Below are 19,058 nucleotides of genomic sequence, written 5' to 3'. Positions count from 1 at the left end.
GCGCGTGCCGCCCCGCCGGGCGGGGTCAGCCGACCGCGCCCTCCATCTGCAGCTCGATCAGGCGGTTGAGCTCCAGGGCGTACTCCATCGGCAGTTCCTTGGCGATCGGCTCGATGAAGCCACGCACGATCATCGCCATCGCCTCGTCCTCGCTCAGGCCCCGGCTCATCAGGTAGAAGAGCTGGTCCTCGCTGACCTTGGAGACGGTGGCCTCGTGCCCCATGGAGACGTCGTCCTCGCGGATGTCGACGTACGGGTAGGTGTCCGAGCGGGAGATGGTGTCCACCAGCAGGGCGTCGCACTTGACCGTGCTGGCGCTGCTGTGCGAGCCCTCCAGCACCTGCACCAGGCCCCGGTACGAGGTCCGGCCGCCACCCCGGGCGATCGACTTCGACACGATGGTGCTGCTGGTGTGCGGTGCCGCGTGCACCATCTTGGCGCCGGCGTCCTGGTGCTGCCCCTCGCCGGCCATGGCCACCGAGAGCACCTCGCCCTTGGCGTGCTCGCCGGTCATGTAGACCGCCGGGTACTTCATGGTCACCTTGGAGCCGATGTTGCCGTCGATCCACTCCATGGTCGCGCCCTCGTGGCACACCGCGCGCTTGGTGACCAGGTTGTAGACGTTGTTCGACCAGTTCTGGATGGTGGTGTAGCGGCAGCGGGCGTTCTTCTTGACGATGATCTCGACGACCGCGCTGTGCAGCGAGTCCGAGGAGTAGATGGGCGCGGTGCAGCCCTCGACGTAGTGCACGTACGCGCCCTCGTCGACGATGATCAGCGTCCGCTCGAACTGGCCCATGTTCTCGGTGTTGATCCGGAAGTACGCCTGCAGCGGGATCTCCACCTGCACGCCCTTCGGCACGTAGATGAACGAGCCACCGGACCACACGGACGTGTTCAGCGCGGCGAACTTGTTGTCGCCGACCGGGATCACCGTGCCGAAGTACTCCTTGAAGATGTCCTCGTGCTCCTTGAGGGCGGTGTCGGTGTCGAGGAAGACGACACCCTGCTCCTCCAGGTCCTCACGGATCTTGTGGTAGACCACCTCGGACTCGTACTGCGCCGCCACACCGGCGACCAGCCGCTGCTTCTCCGCCTCCGGGATGCCCAGCTTGTCGTAGGTGTTCTTGATGTCCTCGGGCAGGTCCTCCCAGCTGGTGGCCTGCTTCTCGGTGGACCGGACGAAGTACTTGATGTTGTCGAAGTCGATCCCGGTGAGGTCGGCGCCCCAGGCCGGCATCGGCTTGCGCTCGAACAGCCGCAGGCCCTTCAGCCGCAGGTCGAGCATCCAGGCCGGCTCGTTCTTCTTGGCCGAGATGTCCCGCACCACCGCCTCGTTGAGGCCACGCTGAGCCACAGCGCCGGCGACGTCCGGGTCGGCCCAGCCGTACTCGTAGTTACCGAGGGCGGCGAGCTGCTCCTCCTGGGTCAGGGGCTGGACGATCTGCTCGGTCATCTATCTGTCCTCACAGTGGTGACGGTCATACCGGACTGGGCAGGCGGCGAACCGGGAATGTGCGTGGTGCACACCCCGTCACCGTGCGCGATGGTGGCCAAACGTTGCACGTGCGTGCCGACCAGGCGGGAGATCACCGTGGTCTCGGCCTCGCACAGCGCAGGGAACTCGGCGGCCACGTGCGCCACCGGGCAGTGGTGCTGACAGAGCTGGCCGCCGGAAGCGATCGTGGACGCACTCGCAGCGTAACCCTCGGCGGTCAGCGCGGCGGCGAGAGCCTCCGCCCGCGCCATCGGCTCGTCCCCGGCGTCGGCCAGGGCTGCCTGGCAGCGCGCCTCCAGGGCGGCCACCTGCTCGGCGGCGAACTCCTCCACCGCGCGCGGGCCACCGGTGCGGGCGATCCACCGCAGCGCGGCGGTGGCCATGTTGTCGTAGTGGTGGGTGCCGCAGCGGCTGCGCGCGGCATCGGTCAGCAGGAACACCTTGGCCGGACGACCCCGCCCCCGGTGACCGCGTACCGTCTGCTCGCGGGCGATGACGTCACCGTCGGCGAGCATCGCATCGAGGTGCCGGCGGATCGCCGCCGGGCTGAGCCCCAGCGCGCCGCCCAGCTGGGCGGCGGTGGCGGCACGGCGCTCCAGCAGCAGCTGGGTGACCCGGCTCCGGGTCGACAGGTCGGCGCTGGGAGTAGCATCCGCACCCGGCCTGGTGGAGGCGGGTGGCGTCGAGCGGTCGACGACCGAACCGGCCGTCGACGGGTGCTCGGGGAACCCTGCCGCCTTTTTCACAACGCCCACGTTACGTAATTCGATCAGGCCCTGCAAACGAGGGTCCGGTGATCCGAGCCACCGAAAGGGCGGAGTCACCCGATCGGGGACAACTACGGTGCGTAGGATTCGCTCCGTGAAGCGACCTGCCCGGTTCCCGGTCTCCAGCACGCTGCTCCGCCGCCTCGCGTTCGCCAACATCGTGGCGAACGTGGTGATCGTCGTCACCGGCGGGGCGGTCCGGCTGACCGCCTCGGGCCTCGGCTGCCCCACCTGGCCCCGGTGCACCGATGATTCCTACACCACGACGGCCGAGATGGGCATGCACGGGGTGATCGAATTCGGCAACCGGCTGCTCACCTTCGTCCTGGTGCTGATCGCCGGCGCCACCCTGCTGGCCGTCCTGGCGCACCGCCCGCGTCGGCGGGGAGCGCTGCCCCTGGCGCTGGCCGTCGTGCTCGGCATCGTGGCGCAGGCCGTGATCGGCGGCATCACCGTACGCACCCAGCTGCACCCCTCGATCGTGGGCATCCACTTCGTGGTCTCGATGCTGCTGCTGCTCGTCTCGTACGCCCTGTGGCGGCAGGTACGCGAACCCGACGGCCCCAAGGTCGCCCTGGTCCCCCCGGCGCTGCGGGCCCTGACCTGGATCACGGTGGTGGTCAGCGCGGCGGTGATCGTCGTCGGGGTGCTGGTCACCGGCAGCGGCCCGCACGCCGGTGACGCCGACGCGGTCCGCAACGGCCTGGACCCGCAGACCATCTCGCAGGTGCACGCCGACCTGGTCTTCCTGCTGATCGGCCTGACCGTCGGCCTGTGGCTGGCGCTGCGCGCCCTCGGCGCCCCCGCCGGGGCGGTACGGGCCGTCCGCACCCTGCTGCTCGTCGAGCTGGCCCAGGGCGTGATCGGCTTCGTGCAGTACTTCACCAACCTGCCGGTGCTGCTGGTGGGCGCCCACATGCTCGGCTCCTGCCTGGTCTGGCTGGCCACCCTGTCGGTGCTCTGGTCGATCCGCGAACGCCGCCCCGCACACCCCGGCCACCCGGCCACGCCGCCCGCAATCGTCACCCCCGCCCAGGAGCCGGTCACCGCCCACGCCTGACCCACCCGAGCCTGACCCGCCCGAGCCTGACCACGGCCGGCGCTCGGATCGCCGCAAGATCACGCTCGATCCGGGATCGAGCAAGCCGACTCCGCCCCGTCCGCCCCTCACCGACGAAGTCGGGCGATAGGGGCGAGCGGGGCGGAGGTCAGGGGCCGCGTCAGGTGGCCGCGTGGGTCAGGTGGGTGTGGATGGCCTCGGCGAGGCGGTCCGGGGCACCTGGCGCGTAGCCGAGGAACAGGGACGGCTCGGTCAGCTCCAACTCCACAAGCACCGGCGTGCCGTCCGGGCCGGGGATCAGGTCCACCCGGGCGTAGAGCAGGCGGTCCGTCCCGCCGGGCACCACGGCCAGGGTGCGCTCGGCCACCGCGAGCTGGTCCGCGGTGGCGGTACGCGGGCTGATCTCCTCGGGCTTGTAGAGCCCTTCCGTACCCAGGTCGGGACCGGACAGCATCGGCCCCTTGCGGATGGCGTGGCTGAACGCCAGCCCCTGCGGGCCGGCGAAGTAGAGCAGCGCGGTCTCCCCGGCGGCGTCCACCGCGCTCAGGTACGGCTGGATCATGGCGATCCGACCGGCGTCGCCGAGCCGGCGTACGTGCGCCACGGCGAGTTCCCGGTGCTCCGGATCGGCCATGTCGTAGCGGCCGGTGTCCTGGCTGCCGGCGCTGATCGACGGCTTGATGACGTACTCGCCGCCGTCGGCGGGTGGCTGCCACGACTCACCGGGCAGCACCCAGCCGGTCGGCACGGTCGGCACCCCGGCGGCGCGCAGTTCGTCGAGGTAGCGCTTGTCGGTGTTCCAGCGCACCACGTCGGCCGGGTTGACCAGTCGGGGCACCCCGGCCGCCCAGGCGACGAAGTCGTCGCGGCGGGACATGTAGTCCCAGGGCGAGCGGAGCACGACCAGGTCGTAGCCCGCCCAGTCGACGGCCGGGTCGTCCCAGACGACCGGTTCGGCGGCGATGTCGCGGGCGGCCAGCGGTGCGATCACGAGGCGATCGTCCGCTTCGAGTTCGGCGAATTCGGTACAGGTGACGAGAGCGACCCGGGGTTTCCCCCGGGCCGGCTGGTGGTGGTCGGTCAATTTATCTCAACGGGCCATCGTGCGACGGGCCATCGAACGCCAGAGGTCGTTGCTCGGGCGCATCTGGTCCATCAGTTCCCGCTCCCAGGCGTTCTCCACGGCGACCCCGGCCTGCGCGCAGGCCTCCCGGGCGACGACCGTGTCCTCTGCGAACTGGTCTCCCCAGGCACCGTCCGAACCCACCAGGACGATCCGGGCACCGCGCTTGCCGACGTACTCGATGACCGCTTTCGCCCCGCCATGTCCGGCGGCGAACGACCTGATCCCCGCGACCAGCCCGTTGGGGGCCGAGCCGGAGGGGGTCTGTTCAGCCGTCAGCGTCGTATCGGAACCATCTGCCATAACGCGAAGCCTAAGCAAACAAGGGGCCGTAGGTAGGAGAACCGTAAGCTTTTTGTGATACCGATAACGCCAAGGTTTAGGGAAACGGGATACCTTTTCGCCCGTATTTATCCGGGCTAAATCGGCCATAACCACCGGTCAGATGGGGCTCAATCGGCCGGGAACACGCAGAATCCGTCGCGGCCTACCTACGGCGACAATTCAGACACGCACATCGACTGATACCACTTGATAAGAAGGAATCCTTCCTATACTGCGGTGCCGAAACGGGCCTTACCGGGGCGTCTCGGCGGAATCGCGCCTCAGAGGAGCGCGTCGAGGGCGGCAGCGGCGAAGACGATGGTCAGGTAGGTCGTGGACCAGTGGAACAGCCGCATCGGCTTGACCGCCTCGCCCCGCCGGGCCCGTCCGGCCAGCTTGTGCGCCTCCACGATGAAGATCGCGCCCACCACCAGCGTCGGTACGCCGTACACCGGGCTCAGGCCCAGCGCCCAGACGGCAAGCGAGGAGAGCACCGTCAGCCAGGCGAAGAACACGATCTCGGCGTTCACCCGCCGGACGGAGGCCACCACCGGCAGCATCGGGATGCCGGCACGGGCGTAGTCGTCCTTGTACTTCATGGCCAAGGGGTAGAAGTGCGGCATCTGCCAGAAGAAGACCACCGCGAACAGCGCCCAGGCCACCGGCGACAGCGAACCGGTCACCGCCGCCCAGCCGATCAACACCGGCGCGGCCCCGCAGGCCCCGCCCCAGAAGGTGTTCGCCGTGGTGGTCCGCTTCAACCACAGCGTGTAGACCAGGTCGTAGTAGACGATCGCGGCCAGGGTCAGCCCGGCGGCGAGCAGGTTGGTGAAGGCCGCCATCAGCACGACCGAGACCACCGCCAGCACCAGACCGAAGATCAGGGCGTTCCGCGGCGTCACGGTGTGCGCGGGCAGCGGCCGACGCTTGGTCCGCCGCATCACCTGGTCGATGTCGCGGTCGATGTAGCAGTTGAGGACGCTGGCGGCACCGGCGGCGAGCGAGCCGCCGACGAGCACCACCGCGACCAGCCACAGCGACGGCAGCCCGCCGTGCGCGAGCATCATCGCCGGCACGGTGGTGACCAGCAGCAGCTCGACGATGCGCGGCTTGGTCAGCGACACGTACGCGGCCACCACCGCCCGCACGTCGCGGGACCGGGCCGGCGAGTCCTCCGCCGAGCACACCGGCGACTCCCCGGCAGGGTTACTGACCGGGCGCTCGGTGATCATGCTCACGGATTGCCACCTTCCGGCGTCGGCAGGGGAGATCGAGGCGGTCGGACCCGTCGGATCCACACACAACCGCCCCACACACTACGCGTTGTCGTTTTGGCTGCCCGGGCGACCCGGCAACGGTGCGAACCGTCACACCGAAGGCTGATCGTCCCAGCTGAACCGGCCGGCCGGGCCGAACCGTACAGACCAGCATGCTGAGATCCTCGGGCGCACGTTCCGGGACGCTCGATAGGGTCACCAGTGAGGGTTCCGCCCATCTCGCCGAGGAGCACTAACCACCGTGGCTGCCAAACGACCCGAGCACCCCGCACTTGACTGGTCCGACCTCGACCGCCGTGCCGTGGACACCGTCCGCGTGCTGGCCATGGACGCCGTGGAGAAATCCGGCAACGGCCACCCCGGTACGGCGATGAGTCTCGCCCCCGCGGCATACCTGTTGTTCAACCGGGTCATGCGGCACAACCCGGCCGACCCGTCGTGGCCCGGTCGGGACCGCTTCGTGCTGTCCGCCGGCCACTCCAGCCTGACGCTGTACATCCAGCTCTTCCTGGCCGGCTACCCGCTCAGCCTGGACGACCTCAAGTCGCTGCGGCAGTGGGGCTCGCTCACCCCGGGCCACCCGGAGCACGGGCACACCCCGGGCGTGGAGACCACCACCGGCCCGCTCGGGCAGGGTCTGGGCAACGCCGTCGGCATGGCCATGGCGGCGCGCCGCGAGCGCGGCCTGTTCGACCCCGAGACCGAGCCGGGCGAGTCGGTGTTCGACCACCACATCTGGTGCATCGCCTCCGACGGTGACATCGAGGAGGGCATCAGCCACGAGGCCAGCGCCCTGGCCGGGCACCAGCAGCTGGGCAACCTCTGCGTGATCTACGACGACAACGAGATCTCGATCGAGGACGACACCCGCATCGCGATGAGCGAGGACGTGTCGGCCCGCTACGCGGCGTACGGCTGGCACGTGCAGACGGTCGACTGGCGGCGTGGCGACGCCGACCAGGGCGACTACCACGAGAACGTCGAGGAGCTGTACGCGGCGCTGCTGGCCGCCAGGGCGGAGACCGGCCGCCCGTCGTTCATCGCGCTGCGCACCATCATCGGCTGGCCGGCACCGAACAAGCAGAACACCGGCAAGATCCACGGCTCGGCGCTCGGCGCCGACGAGGTGGCCGCCACCAAGGAGATCCTCGGCTTCGACCCGGCCGGCTCGTTCGAGGTCACCGAGGAGGTGCTCGCCCACACCCGGGGCGCCCTGCGCCGCGGCGAGGCCGAGCAGCAGGAGTGGACGACCGCCTTCGGCGCCTGGTCCGAGGCCAACCCGCAGCGTCGCGCGCTCTACGACCGGCTGGCCGCGCGGGCCCTGCCGGAGGGCTGGACGGAGGCGCTGCCGGAGTTCCCGGCCGACGCCAAGGGCGTGGCCACCCGGGCCGCCTCCGGCAAGGTGCTGGGCGCCCTCGCCCCGGTGCTGCCCGAGCTGTGGGGTGGCTCCGCCGACCTGGCCGAGAGCAACAACACCACGATGAAGGGCGAGCCCTCCTTCGTACCGAGCCAGTACGCCACCAAGGAGTTCCCCGGCCACGAGTACGGCCGCACGCTGCACTTCGGCATCCGTGAGCACGCCATGGGCGCGATCCTCAACGGCATCGCCCTGCACGGCGGCACCCGCCCGTACGGCGGCACCTTCCTGGTGTTCAGCGACTACATGCGGCCCTCGGTGCGGCTGGCCGCGCTGATGAAGCTGCCGGTGGTCTACGTCTGGACGCACGACTCGATCGGTCTCGGCGAGGACGGCCCGACCCACCAGCCGGTGGAGCACCTGACCGCGCTGCGCGCCATCCCCGGCCTGGACGTGGTCCGCCCGGCCGACGCCAACGAGACGGCGTGGGCGTGGCGGCAGGCCCTGGAGCACACCGACCGGCCGACCGCGCTGGCGTTGAGCCGCCAGCCGCTGCCGACCCTGGACCGCTCCCAGCTGGCCGGCGCGGACGGCGTCGCCAAGGGCGGTTACGTGCTGGCCGAGGCGTCCAACGGCAAGCCGCAGGTGATCATCATCGGCACCGGCTCCGAGGTGCAGCTCTGCCTGACCGCCCGGGAGCGGCTGGAGGCCGACGGCACCCCCACCCGGGTGGTGTCGATGCCCTGCCAGGAGTGGTTCTTCGAGCAGGACGAGGCGTACCGGGAGTCGGTGCTGCCGCGCGGGGTAAAGGCCCGGGTGAGCGTGGAGGCGGGCATCGCGATGTCCTGGCGCGGGATCGTCGGCGACTGCGGCGAGAGCGTCAGCCTGGAGCACTACGGCGCCAGCGCCCCGCACTCGGTGCTGTTCGAGCAGTTCGGCTTCACCCCCGACCGGATTGTCGCCGCCGCGCACGCGGCGCTGACCCGCGTCGGGGACATCACCGGTTTCACCACCGGCAACTGAGGGGAGCGTTGGCGCACATGACGACCGACAGGCTTGGTGAGCTGTCCGCCGCGAAGGTGGCGGTCTGGCTCGACGACCTTTCCCGGGTACGACTGTCCTCCGGTGGGCTGGACCAGCTGCGCCGGGAGAAGCACGTGGTCGGGGTGACCACCAACCCGACGATCTTCGCCAAGGCGTTGAGCGACGCCGACACCTACGACGGGCAGCTGCGTGACCTGGCCGTGCGGGGCGTCGACGTCGAGGAGGCGGTCCGCATGCTCACCACGTACGACGTGCGGTGGGCCTGCGACGTGATGCGTCCGGCGTACGACGCCAGCGGCGGGGTCGACGGCCGGGTCTCCATCGAGGTGGACCCGCGGCTGGCCCACGAGGCGGAGCGCACCGTGGCCGAGGCCAAGGCGCTGTGGTGGCTGGTCGACCGGCCCAACCTGTTCATCAAGATCCCGGCGACCGAGGACGGCCTGCCGGCGATCACCGCCACCCTGGCCGAGGGGATCAGCGTCAACGTGACGCTGATCTTCGGCCTGGACCGCTACTCGCAGGTGATGGAGGCCTTCCTCGCCGGCCTGGAGCAGGCCAGGGCCAACGGCCACGACCTGTCCACAATCGCCTCGGTGGCCTCGTTCTTCGTCTCCCGGGTCGACACCGAGGTGGACAAGCGGCTGGAGAAGATCGGCTCGGACGAGGCCAAGGCGCTGCGCGGCAAGGCCGCCGTGGCCAACGCCCGGCTGGCGTACGAGCGTTACAGCGAGGTCTTCGGCAGCGACCGCTGGCAGGCCCTCGCCGATGCCGGGGCGCACCCGCAGCGCCCGCTGTGGGCCTCCACCTCGACGAAGAACCCGGACTACCGGGACGTCATCTACGTCGAGGAGCTGATCGCCCCCGGGACGGTCAACACCATGCCGGAGGCGGTCATCCACGCCTACGCTGAGCACGGCGAGACCCGCCCCGACACGGTCACCGACGCGTACGACGACGCCCGGCAGGCCTTCGAGCGGCTCGCCGCGGTCGGCGTCGACATGGCCGACGTGATCGAGACGCTGGAACGTGAGGGCGTGGAGAAGTTCGAAGCCAGCTGGCAGGAGCTGCTCGACGGCGTACGCAAGTCGTTGGTCGCCGCTGCCCAGGGCACCGGTCACCCGGGCGGCGCCGCGCAGGCCGGAGGATCTGCGTGACGGTTCGCCCCGGCGTCGCTCACGCCGCCGCCCGCGACGGGCGGCGGCGTGGGTGATCTGCTGGCCGCACCGGTCGAGGCCGCCGGCGGTCTCGCGGTGCACGGCGCGCGGGCGGTGGACGCCAGCGCGTCGGCGTCCACCCGGCAGGCGTTGGTCGACGCCGACGTACCGCGCCGGCTGCTCGCCAGGGATCCGACGCTGTGGGGTCCGGACGCGGTCGGCCGGCTCGGCTGGCTGGACGCCCACCGGCGGGGCCGCGAGCTGCTCCCCCAGCTCGCCGAGCTGACCGCGGAGCTGGCCGACCTGGATCACGTGGTGCTCGCCGGCCCGGGCGGCCCCTCGCTCGCGGCGCAGGTCGTCGCCCGGACCACCGGTCGGGCGCTGACCGTGCTCGACACCACCGACCCCGGTCGGGTACGCGCCACGCTGGCCGACCGGCTGGCCCGCACCGTCGTGGTGCTGGCCGGCAGCACGCCGGAGGTCGACTGTCTCCGGCGCGCCTACCGGCAGGCGTTCCTCGACTCGGGGATGACCGAGTCGGAGGTGGGGCGGCACTTCGTCGTGGTCACCGATCCGGGCTCGCCGCTGGCGGCGGTCGCCGCCGAACTGGGCGCGATCATCGTGCCCGCCGATCCCGAGGTCGACGGCGGCTTCACGGCGCTGACCGCGTACGCCCTGGTCCCCTGCGCGCTCGCCGGGGTCGCGGTGGCCGACCTGCTCGACCAGGCCGAGGCGTTCGCGGCCACACTGGACAGTGCCGACGCGAACCCGGGCCTGGCGCTCGGTGCCGCGCTGGCCACCGCCGCCACGACCGGACGCGACACGGTCGTCCTGGTCGACGACGGCACCGGCGTCGAAGGGCTGGGCGACTGGGTCGAGCAGGTGCTCGCCGAGTCCACCGGCAAGGACGGGCTCGGTCTCCTGCCGGTGGTGGTCGAGTCACCGGCCAGCCCTCACCTGACCGGCCCGGACCGGCTCACCGTCAGCTACGGCGGCGCGCTCGCCGCAGGTGACCTGCCGGCTCTCGGCGTCACCCCCGACATCGCGGTCAACGGCCCGCTCGGCGCCCACTTCCTGGCCTGGCAGTACGCCACCGCCCTGGCCGCCGACGTGCTCGGGGTGGATCCGTTCGACCGGCCGGACGTGTCCGCGGCCGACGAGCACACCGCCGCCGTCCTGGCGCACCGTCCGTCGGCGTCGACACCGTCGTCGGTCGAGGGCACGATCGAGGTGTACGCCCCGGCGGGCGCACCGGCGGACCTGACCGGCGCGCTCCGGCACCTGCTGACCGGGCTGGACGACCGCGGCTACCTGGCGGTCACGGCCTACCTCGACCGGCACGCCGACGCCGACGCGGCCCGGCTGCGCCCGCTGCTGGCGCAGCTCACCGCCCGGCCGGTCACCTTCGGTTGGGGGCCACGCCACCGGCACGCCACCGGCCAGTACCACAACGGTGGCCCACGGTTGGGTAGCTTTCTTCAGATAACCGGTACGGTCGATGTTGATCTGCCGGTGCCCGGCGAGCCGTACTCCTTCGGGGAACTGCAGGCGGCGCAGGCCGCCGGCGACCGGCAGGCCCTGGCCGGTCACGAGCGCCCGCTGTTACGGCTGCACCTGACCGACCGGTCGGCGGGCCTGGCCCAACTGCTCGACGCGGTCGGGTCGCTGCGGGCATGACGATGAACGATGTGGACGACCAGGATCGGGAAGGCACCGTGAGCGCGAGGAGTGAGCCGATCCTGCGAGCCCCGCAGTCGCGAACAGAGGAGACAGAGTGAACCCGCTGCGCGACCCGCAGGACCGGCGACTGCCCCGGATCCCGGAGCCCTGTGCTCTGGTGATCTTCGGGGTGACCGGCGACCTGGCCCAGAAGAAGCTGATCCCGGCGGTCTACGACCTGGCCAACCGAGGGCTGTTGCCGCCCGGATTCGTGGTCGTCGGGTTCGCCCGGCGGGACTGGGCCGACGGTGACTTCGCGACGCTGGCCCGGGAGGCGGCCAAGGCACACTCGCGCACACCGTGGCGCGAGGAGGTCTGGTCGCGGCTGGAACACAACATCAAGTTCGTCGGCGGCTCGTTCGACGACGACGCCGCCTTCGACCGGCTCACCGAGTGCCTGAACGGCCTGCGCGACAGCCACGGCATCCACGGCAACGTGGCGTTCTACTTCTCCATCCCACCGGCCGCGTTCCCGGTGGTGCTCAAGCAGTTGGCCCGCACCGGCATGGCCGACAACGACAAGTGCGGCGGCTGGCGTCGGGTGGTGGTGGAGAAACCGTTCGGGCACGACCTGCCGTCGGCGAAGGCCCTCAACGACCTGGTGGACGACGTGTTCACCCGACGCGACGTGTTCCGCATCGACCACTACCTGGGCAAGGAGACCGTCCAGAACATCCTCGCCCTGCGCTTCGCCAACAGCCTCTTCGAGCCGTTGTGGAACTCGCAGTACGTCGACTCGGTGCAGATCACCATGGCCGAGGACGTCGGCATCGGCTCCCGGGCCGGCTTCTACGACTCCGTCGGCACCGCCCGCGACGTGCTGCAGAACCACCTGCTGCAACTGCTCGCCCTGGTCGCCATGGAGGAGCCGACCAGCTTCGACGCCGACGAGATCCGGGCCGAGAAGCTCAAGGTGCTCAAGGCCATCACCCTGCCCAAGGACGTCAGCCAGGGCACCGTACGCGGGCAGTACCTGCCCGGCTGGGTCGGCGGCCAGCGCGCCAAGGGCTACCTGGAGGAGGACGGCGTCCCGCCGACCTCGACCACGGAGACGTACGTGGCGGTGCGGCTGGGCATCCAGAACCGCCGCTGGGCCGAGGTGCCGTTCTACATCCGGGCCGGCAAGCGCCTGCCCCGGCGGGTGACCGAGGTCGCGGTGATGTTCAAGCGGGCACCGCACCTGCCGTTCAACTCCACCGACATGGAGATGCTCGGCAACAACCAGCTGGTCATCCGGGTCCAGCCGGACGAGGGCGTGGTGCTCAAGTTCGGGTCCAAGGTGCCCGGCACCACGATGGAGGTCCGCGACATCGCGATGGACTTCCAGTACGGCGAGGCGTTCACCGAGTCCAGTCCGGAGGCGTACGAGCGACTCGTGCTGGACGTGCTGATCGGCGACCGGACGCTGTTCCCGGACGCCGCCGAGGTCGAGCAGAGCTGGGCCGTGGTGGACCCGCTGGAACACGCCTGGGAGGGCACGAAGCCCGAGCCCTACCGGGCCGGCGAGTGGGGTCCCCGCGCCGCCGACACGATGCTGGCCCGCGAAGGCCGGGCCTGGCGGCGGGCGTGACCGGGCACCACGAGCGAACCTGGAGGCTCCGTTGATCGGACTGTGGGACACCACCGGCAACGAGGTGGTCAAGGCACTCGCCGCCGAGCGGCGCAGCGCCGGTGGGGTGGCCAGCGGCATGGCGCTGACCCTGATCGTGGTGGTCGACGAGAAGCGGGTACGCGACGCGGAGGCGGCAGCCACCATCGCCGCCGCCGCGCACCCGTGCCGGCTGCTGGTGGTCGTCCGCTCCGATCTGGAACGCGACCGCAGCCGGCTCGACGCGGAGATCGTCGTCGGCGGGCGGCTGGGCCCCTGCGAGGCGGTCGTCATGCGGATGTACGGCCGGCTGGCGTTGCACGCCGAGTCGGTGGTGATGCCGCTGCTGGTGCCGGACGTGCCGGTGGTGACCTGGTGGCACGGCGAGCCGCCGATGGAGATCGCCACCGACTTCCTCGGCGTGGTCGCCGACCGGCGGATCACCGACTCGGCCCAGGCCGCCGACCCGATCGAGGCGCTGCGGCAACGTGCCCGCGACTACGCGCCCGGCGACACCGATCTCGCCTGGACCCGGATCACCCCGTGGCGGGCCGTGGTGGCGGGTGCGTTCGACACCACCGAGGCGCAGCTGACCGACGCGGCGGTGGTCGCGCCGCCGAGCGACCCGACGGCTGCGCTGATGCGCGGCTGGTTGCGCAGCCGGTTGGGCATCAAGCCCCGCTGGGAGCGGACCAAGGAGTTCCCCCGGATGCGTGAGGTGCAGCTGCGCTGCGCCAACAGCGACGAGCTGACGCTGACCCGGGACGACAACGTGGCCATCTTCCGGCGTACCGGCCAGGAGGACCGGATCCTGCCGCTGGTCCGTCGGCCGCTCGGCGACGAGTTGGCAGAGGAGCTGCGCCGGCTCGGCCCCGACCAGGTGTACGCGGAGGCGCTGGGTGCTTTCGCCGGACTGACCACCCTCGACCGTCGCCCCGGCCAGCGGGTGCACGTCTGGAAGGACCCGGCCACCGCCGAGCGGGCCGAGGCCGGTGTCACCGCGCACACGTCGACAAGCGCTCAACCCTGACCGATCCCACCCCGGGGTACGGCACGACACCGACCGCTGTGACGGTCGTGGAAGGACACCATGAGTGAGGCGAGTGTCGCCGTACACGCCGATGCCGATCTGCTGGCACAGGCGGTGGCGGCGCGGTTGGTGGTGAAGCTGCTCGACGCGCAGGCCGAGCGCGGGCAGGCCGCGGTGGTGCTCACCGGCGGTCGAATCGCCGCCGCCGTCTACCGGGCCGTCGGCGCCCTGCCGGCGAAGGACGCGGTGGACTGGTCCCGGGTCGACTTCTGGTGGGGTGACGAACGGTTCCTGCCCGCCGGTGACCCGGAACGCAACGAGACCCAGGCCCGCGCGGCGCTGCTCGACGCGTTGCCGGTCGCGCCGGAGCGGATCCACCCGATGCCGCCCTCCGACGCCGGTCTCGACCCGGAGGAGGCCGCCGCACAGTACGCGGCCGAGCTGGCCCGGGCCGCCCGGCCCGGCACCGCCCTGCTCCCCCACTTCGACGTGCTGATGCTCGGCGTCGGCGAGGACGGGCACGTCGCCTCGGTCTTCCCCGAGCACCCGGTGCACTACGAGAGCCGCCCGGTCAGCGCGGTGCGAGGCAGCCCGAAGCCGCCGCCGGTGCGGATCACCCTCACCCTGCCGACGATCAACACGGCCGAGGAGGTGTGGCTGGTCGCCGGTGGCGCCGACAAGGCGCACGCGGTGGGCATGGCCCTGGCCGGTGCCGGCCCGGTGCAGATCCCCGCAGCCGGGGTGCAGGGCACCAGCCGCACCCTGTGGCTGCTGGACCGCGCCGCCGCAGCCACCGTCCCCGCCCGCTTCCGCAGCCTGCGGTGAAAGGAAGGGCCCCTTATTAACGCCTCGCGTAGTAAAGGGGCCCCCTCCTAACATCGGCCTGGCGGGGCGGTGACGCGCAGGCGGGGCTCAGCGCTCGCCGCGCCGGTGACGTAGGGCGGCGAGGGCCTCGGCGAGGATGGCCTCCCCCTCGGCGTCGGTACGCCGCTCCTTCACGTACGCCAGGTGGGTCTTGTAGGGCTCGGCCCGGACCCGGCCGGGCGGGTCCTGCGCGTCGGGGCCGGCCGGGAGCCCACAGCGGGGGCAGTCCCACAGCTCCGGGGTCGCCGCGTCGGCGGCGATGCGGATGTCGGTGCGGTGCCCGTTGCGGCACCAGAAGCTGACCGACCGGCACGGCACCGGCCGGTGGCGTTCGGGGTGGCGTGGCGGCGCCGACCCGACTCGGGCGCCCCGGATGACATTGCCGTTCGACACGGCGCTCGCTCCTGTCGTCGGAGGGGACCGCCGTCTAGGGGTGGACGGCGGGCGACGCGGTGCAGCGGGTGAAACGGACTGCGCGCGGCCCGTCGGACGACGGACCGCGCGCAGATTGTACGACTGGCGGCGCCTGATCAGACGCCCACCTGCAGCCGCAGCCAGAGCCCGAGCCCGACGATGCAGGCGAACCAGACGATGCCCACCAGGACGGTGTAGCGGTCTAGGTTCTTCTCAGCCACTGACGAACCGGCCAGGCTGGAGCTGACGCCACCGCCGAACATGCTGGACAACCCACCACCCTTGCCCCGGTGCAGCAGAATCAGCAGGACGAGCATGAAGCTCGTGATGACCAGCAACACGATCAACGTGTAGGCGAACCAGATCGGCATGGCGGGGGTCAGTCCTCTCGTTACGATCCTCGCCCGGGCAGTTCGGGCACGGCGGCACCGACCGACGGACGGGCGGAGTCAAGGATAGCGAGCGATCAGCCGGTGATGTGCTCCGGGAACCGGCAGATCTTCGCGAACTCCTCGGCGTCGAGGCTGGCACCGCCAACCAGGGCGCCGTCCACGTCCGGCTGGGCCATGATCGACGCGACGTTCGAGGACTTCACCGAGCCACCGTAGAGGACCCGTACCTGGTCCGCGGTGGCCTGGTCGAAGGTCTCGGCGAGCCGGGTACGCAGCGCGCCGCAGACCTCCTGGGCGTCCTCCGGGGTGGCCGTCTTGCCGGTGCCGATCGCCCAGACCGGCTCGTAGGCCACCACAACCTTGGTCACCTGCTCGGCGGAGAGCCCCTTGAGCGCCGCGTCGAGCTGCTCGGTGCAGTGCGCGACCTGCCCGCCCTGCTCCCGGACGTCGAGCCCCTCCCCCACGCAGAGGATCGGGGTGAGCCCGTTGGCCAGCGCGGCCTGCACCTTGGCGCCCACCAGCGCGTCGTCCTCGCGGTGGTACTCCCGCCGCTCCGAGTGCCCGACCACCACGTACGTGCAGCCGAGCTTGGCCAGCATCGACCCGGCGACCTCGCCGGTGTAGGCGCCCGAGGCGTGCGCGGAGAGGTCCTGCGCCCCGTAGCCGATCAGCAGCTTGTCGCCCTCCACGACGGTCTGCACCGTCCGCAGGTCGGTGAACGGCGGCAGGACCACCGTCTCCACCTCGGTGAGCTGCTTCTCGGTGAGGCTGGCCGCCAGCTTCTGCACCAGCAGGTTGGCCTCGAGGTGGTTGAGGTTCATCTTCCAGTTGCCGGCCATCAGGGGCCGGCGGGGAGCGCTCGCCATCAGTTCTCCAGGGCCGCGATGCCGGGGAGGGTCTTGCCCTCCAGGTACTCCAGGGAGGCGCCGCCGCCGGTGGAGATGTGTCCGAAGGACTTCTCGTCCAGGCCCAGGGCTCGCACCGCGGCGGCCGAGTCACCGCCACCGACGACGCTGAACGCGTCGGACTCGGCGATCGCCTCGGCGACACCCCGGGTGCCGTTGGCGAACGCCGCCATCTCGAACACGCCCATCGGGCCGTTCCAGAAGATCGTCCGCGCGTTCGGCGTACCGCTGGCCGACGAGCCGCGCAGCGCGGCGGCGAAGCCGGCCACCGTCTCCGGCCCGATGTCCAGGCCGACCCGGTGGCTGGGGATGCCGTCGGCCGGGACCACGTCGTGCGCGGCGTCCGGGGCGAAGGCGTCCGCGGCCACCACGTCGACCGGGAGCATGATCTTGCCCTCGGAGCGCTCCAGCAGGTTGCGGCAGGTCTCGACCATCTCCTTCTCCAGCAGCGAGGTGCCCACCTCGTGGCCCTGCGCCTTGAGGAAGGTGAAGCACATGCCGCCGCCGATGAGCAGCCGGTCGACCGTGGGCAGCAGCGCCTCGATCACCGCGAGCTTGTCGGAGACCTTGGAACCACCGAGCACCACGACGTACGGCCGCTCCGGGTTGCCGGTGAGCGTGGAGAGCACCTCCACCTCGCGCAGCACCAGGCGACCGGCGACGTGCGGCAGCCGCGCCGGCACGTCGTAGACGCTGGCGTGCTTGCGGTGCACCGCGCCGAAGGCGTCGTCGACGTACGCGTCACCGAACGCGGCGAGCTGGTCGGCGAACGCACCCCGCTCGGCGTCGTCCTTACTGGTCTCCCCCTTGTTGAACCGGAGGTTCTCCAGCAGCGCGACCTCGCCGTCGGCCAGCGCCGCCACGGTCGCCTGAGCGGACTCGCCGACCGTGTCGGTGGCGAAGTGCACCGGGGCACCGAGCAGATCACCCAGCCGCCCGGCGACCGGGCTGAGGCTGAACTGCGGGTCCGGACTGCCCTTCGGCCGGCCCAGGTGCGAGCAGACGACCACCTTGGCGCCGGCCTCGGTGAGCGCACCCAGGGTCGGCAGGACGGCCCGGATGCGGCCGTCGTCGGCGATCCTCACTCCGTCCGCAGCGCCGCCTTGCGGCGCGGAGGCGGAGTTATGATCGGTGATGGCACCGGTCTGCTTGTCGAGCGGGACGTTCAGGTCGGCGCGCACCAGCACGCGCCGACCCGACACCCCCTCGGCGAGCAGATCGTCGAGGGTACGGATGCTCACAGCGACTGACCGACCAGCTTGACGAGGTCGACGAGGCGGTTGGAGTAGCCCCACTCGTTGTCGTACCAGCCGACCACCTTGACCTGGTTGCCGATGACCTTGGTCAGCGGCGCGTCGAAGATGCACGACGCCGGGTCGGTGACGATGTCGGCGGAGACGATCGGGTCCTCGTTGTAGCTGAGGATGCCCCGCAGCGGACCCTCGGCGGCGGCCTTGAGCGCGGCGTTGACCTCGTCCACCGTGGTCTCCCGGCCGACGGTGACGGTGAGGTCGGTGGCCGAGCCGGTGGGGATCGGCACCCGCAGCGCGTACCCGTCGAGCTTGCCCTTGAGGTCCGGCAGCACCAGGCCGATGGCCTTGGCCGCACCGGTCGAGGTCGGCACGATGTTCAGCGCGGCGGCGCGGGCCCGACGCAGGTCGGAGTGCGGCGCGTCCTGCAGGTTCTGGTCCTGGGTGTACGCGTGGATGGTGGTCATCAGACCACGCTCGATGCCGAACGTGTCGTGCAGCACCTTGGCCATCGGCGCGAGGCAGTTGGTGGTGCAGGAGGCGTTCGAGATGATGTTGTGCTTGGCCGGGTCGTACGAGCCCTCGTTGACGCCCATCACGACCGTGACGTCCTCGTTCTTGGCCGGCGCCGAGATGATGACCTTCTTGGCCCCGCCGTCGAGGTGCGCCTTGGCCTTGTTGGCGTCGGTGAAGAAGCCGGTCGACTCGATGACGACGTCGACGTTCAGGTCACCCCACGGCAGGGCGGCCGGGTCACGCTCGGCGTACGCCTTGATGGTCTTGCCACCGACGGTGATCTCGTCGGCGGTCGCCTTCACCTCGTGCGGGAGGCGGCCCAGGATGCTGTCGTACTTGACAAGGTGGGCCAGCGTGGCGTTGTCGGTGAGGTCGTTGACGGCAACGACCTCCACGTCAGCGCCGGACGCCAGCACTGCCCGGAAGAAGTTACGGCCGATTCGGCCGAAGCCGTTGATGCCAACCCGGATGGTCACAGGTCCCATCTCCTCGCGTTCTGGTCCGCCGGCGTGGAGACCCTCGGCCGGCGAAGTGATGTGCGCCGACCGTTGGAGCCGGCCGTTGACGATTCATCTCGGCCACCCCGCCGCGGTCCGAGGGACCTGACCGCCCGAGGCGGTGGGTACGGCGGGTGCGCCGGTTCCGGCCCCCTTGCCGTACGCAAGCGACCCTATCCGAGCGCGTCGAGCCGCGCTGCGTCGGGTGGTTGCCCACCTACGCCACACGGGACGTCACACCGCGCCGACAGGGCGCGCCGGCGAACACCGGCCCGCCCA

17 protein-coding genes are annotated in these 19,058 nt (G+C 71.1%); 7 read left to right on the top strand and 10 right to left on the bottom strand.

All coding sequences use genetic code 11. The features are described 5' to 3' along the window. Positions 1-25: 25 nt before the first annotated feature. Both sufB and EG812_RS01500 read right to left on the bottom strand, forming a co-directional pair. The gene (gene sufB / locus EG812_RS01505) at positions 26-1,456 is read right to left on the bottom strand and encodes a Fe-S cluster assembly protein SufB (RefSeq protein ID WP_013734937.1); all 1,431 of its coding nucleotides are present in this window, start codon (positions 1,454-1,456) and stop codon (positions 26-28) included. Beyond that, positions 1,453-2,130, bottom strand: a complete 678-nt coding sequence (locus EG812_RS01500) for a helix-turn-helix transcriptional regulator (protein WP_232510902.1) — start codon at positions 2,128-2,130, stop codon at positions 1,453-1,455. Before EG812_RS01500 ends, sufB begins: the two co-directional genes overlap by 4 nt. Before the next feature lie 211 nt (positions 2,131-2,341). On the opposite strand from EG812_RS01500, the gene EG812_RS01495 reads away from it, so the two are divergent. Beyond that, positions 2,342-3,325 carry a COX15/CtaA family protein gene (locus tag EG812_RS01495; RefSeq protein ID WP_233579335.1) on the top strand — a complete coding sequence of 328 codons (984 nt, stop codon included), beginning with the start codon at positions 2,342-2,344 and terminating at the stop codon, positions 3,323-3,325. 160 nt (positions 3,326-3,485) lie between these two features. Here the strand turns inward: EG812_RS01495 and EG812_RS01490 are convergent, their stop codons facing one another. From EG812_RS01490 to EG812_RS01480, 3 genes are all read right to left on the bottom strand, one after another. After that, entirely contained in the window at positions 3,486-4,409 is a 924-nt protein-coding gene (locus EG812_RS01490) for an ATP-grasp domain-containing protein (RefSeq protein WP_126710519.1), read from the bottom strand. A gap of 6 nt (positions 4,410-4,415) precedes the next feature. Next, positions 4,416-4,751 (bottom strand): hypothetical protein, encoded by a 336-nt coding sequence (locus EG812_RS01485; protein WP_013734941.1) that lies wholly within the window; start codon positions 4,749-4,751, stop codon positions 4,416-4,418. Positions 4,752-5,053: 302 nt separating this feature from the next. Beyond that, entirely contained in the window at positions 5,054-6,010 is a 957-nt protein-coding gene (locus EG812_RS01480) for a heme o synthase (RefSeq protein ID WP_013734942.1), read from the bottom strand. 280 nt (positions 6,011-6,290) lie between these two features. Here EG812_RS01480 and tkt point away from each other — a divergent pair, with 280 nt between their 5' ends. The 6 genes from tkt to pgl all read left to right on the top strand — a co-directional run bounded on the left by tkt (position 6,291) and on the right by pgl (position 14,766). After that, entirely contained in the window at positions 6,291-8,429 is a 2,139-nt protein-coding gene (gene tkt / locus EG812_RS01475; protein WP_013734943.1) for a transketolase, read from the top strand. Between the two features lie 17 nt (positions 8,430-8,446). Continuing rightward, positions 8,447-9,604 (top strand): transaldolase, encoded by a 1,158-nt coding sequence (gene tal / locus EG812_RS01470; RefSeq protein WP_013734944.1) that lies wholly within the window; start codon positions 8,447-8,449, stop codon positions 9,602-9,604. Between the two features lie 48 nt (positions 9,605-9,652). Continuing rightward, complete coding sequence (locus EG812_RS01465; protein WP_126710518.1) at positions 9,653-11,281, top strand: glucose-6-phosphate isomerase; 1,629 nt, start codon at positions 9,653-9,655, stop codon at positions 11,279-11,281. A 97-nt stretch (positions 11,282-11,378) separates the two neighbouring features. Beyond that, the gene (gene zwf / locus EG812_RS01460; RefSeq protein ID WP_013734946.1) at positions 11,379-12,893 is read left to right on the top strand and encodes a glucose-6-phosphate dehydrogenase; all 1,515 of its coding nucleotides are present in this window, start codon (positions 11,379-11,381) and stop codon (positions 12,891-12,893) included. A 31-nt stretch (positions 12,894-12,924) separates the two neighbouring features. After that, positions 12,925-13,941 carry a glucose-6-phosphate dehydrogenase assembly protein OpcA gene (locus EG812_RS01455; RefSeq protein ID WP_013734947.1) on the top strand — a complete coding sequence of 339 codons (1,017 nt, stop codon included), beginning with the start codon at positions 12,925-12,927 and terminating at the stop codon, positions 13,939-13,941. 60 nt (positions 13,942-14,001) lie between these two features. Beyond that, entirely contained in the window at positions 14,002-14,766 is a 765-nt protein-coding gene (pgl, locus tag EG812_RS01450; RefSeq protein ID WP_013734948.1) for a 6-phosphogluconolactonase, read from the top strand. 87 nt (positions 14,767-14,853) lie between these two features. On the opposite strand, the gene EG812_RS01445 is transcribed toward pgl, so the two are convergent. From EG812_RS01445 to gap, 5 genes are all read right to left on the bottom strand, one after another. After that, positions 14,854-15,198, bottom strand: coding sequence for an RNA polymerase-binding protein RbpA (locus tag EG812_RS01445; protein WP_013734949.1), 345 nt, complete (start codon positions 15,196-15,198; stop codon positions 14,854-14,856). 137 nt (positions 15,199-15,335) lie between these two features. Then, the gene (gene secG, locus EG812_RS01440) at positions 15,336-15,590 is read right to left on the bottom strand and encodes a preprotein translocase subunit SecG (protein WP_013734950.1); all 255 of its coding nucleotides are present in this window, start codon (positions 15,588-15,590) and stop codon (positions 15,336-15,338) included. 95 nt (positions 15,591-15,685) lie between these two features. Continuing rightward, the gene (gene tpiA, locus EG812_RS01435; protein WP_013734951.1) at positions 15,686-16,477 is read right to left on the bottom strand and encodes a triose-phosphate isomerase; all 792 of its coding nucleotides are present in this window, start codon (positions 16,475-16,477) and stop codon (positions 15,686-15,688) included. Next, positions 16,477-17,757 carry a phosphoglycerate kinase gene (locus EG812_RS01430; protein ID WP_126710517.1) on the bottom strand — a complete coding sequence of 427 codons (1,281 nt, stop codon included), beginning with the start codon at positions 17,755-17,757 and terminating at the stop codon, positions 16,477-16,479. The genes tpiA and EG812_RS01430 overlap by 1 nt, the downstream gene beginning before the upstream one ends. Next, a complete protein-coding gene (gene gap / locus EG812_RS01425) occupies positions 17,754-18,758 on the bottom strand; it encodes a type I glyceraldehyde-3-phosphate dehydrogenase (protein WP_013734953.1) in 1,005 nt (334 codons plus the stop codon). Before gap ends, EG812_RS01430 begins: the two co-directional genes overlap by 4 nt. Positions 18,759-19,058: the final 300 nt, after the last annotated feature.

It is taken from the genome of Verrucosispora sp. FIM060022, from assembly GCF_003977705.1.
Lineage (GTDB): Bacteria > Actinomycetota > Actinomycetes > Mycobacteriales > Micromonosporaceae > Micromonospora > Micromonospora gifhornensis.
Note: the sequence above shows the minus strand (reverse complement) of the source record. Positions and strands in the feature narration are given on the sequence as shown.

Coding starts and splice junctions, on each gene's coding strand:
- tpiA (WP_013734951.1), bottom strand. CDS start 16,477: ATGGCGAGCGCTCCCCGCCGGCCCCTGATGGCCGGCAACTGGAAGATG.
- tal (WP_013734944.1), top strand. CDS start 8,447: ATGACGACCGACAGGCTTGGTGAGCTGTCCGCCGCGAAGGTGGCGGTC.
- sufB (WP_013734937.1), bottom strand. CDS start 1,456: ATGACCGAGCAGATCGTCCAGCCCCTGACCCAGGAGGAGCAGCTCGCC.
- EG812_RS01485 (WP_013734941.1), bottom strand. CDS start 4,751: ATGGCAGATGGTTCCGATACGACGCTGACGGCTGAACAGACCCCCTCC.
- secG (WP_013734950.1), bottom strand. CDS start 15,590: ATGCCGATCTGGTTCGCCTACACGTTGATCGTGTTGCTGGTCATCACG.
- pgl (WP_013734948.1), top strand. CDS start 14,002: ATGAGTGAGGCGAGTGTCGCCGTACACGCCGATGCCGATCTGCTGGCA.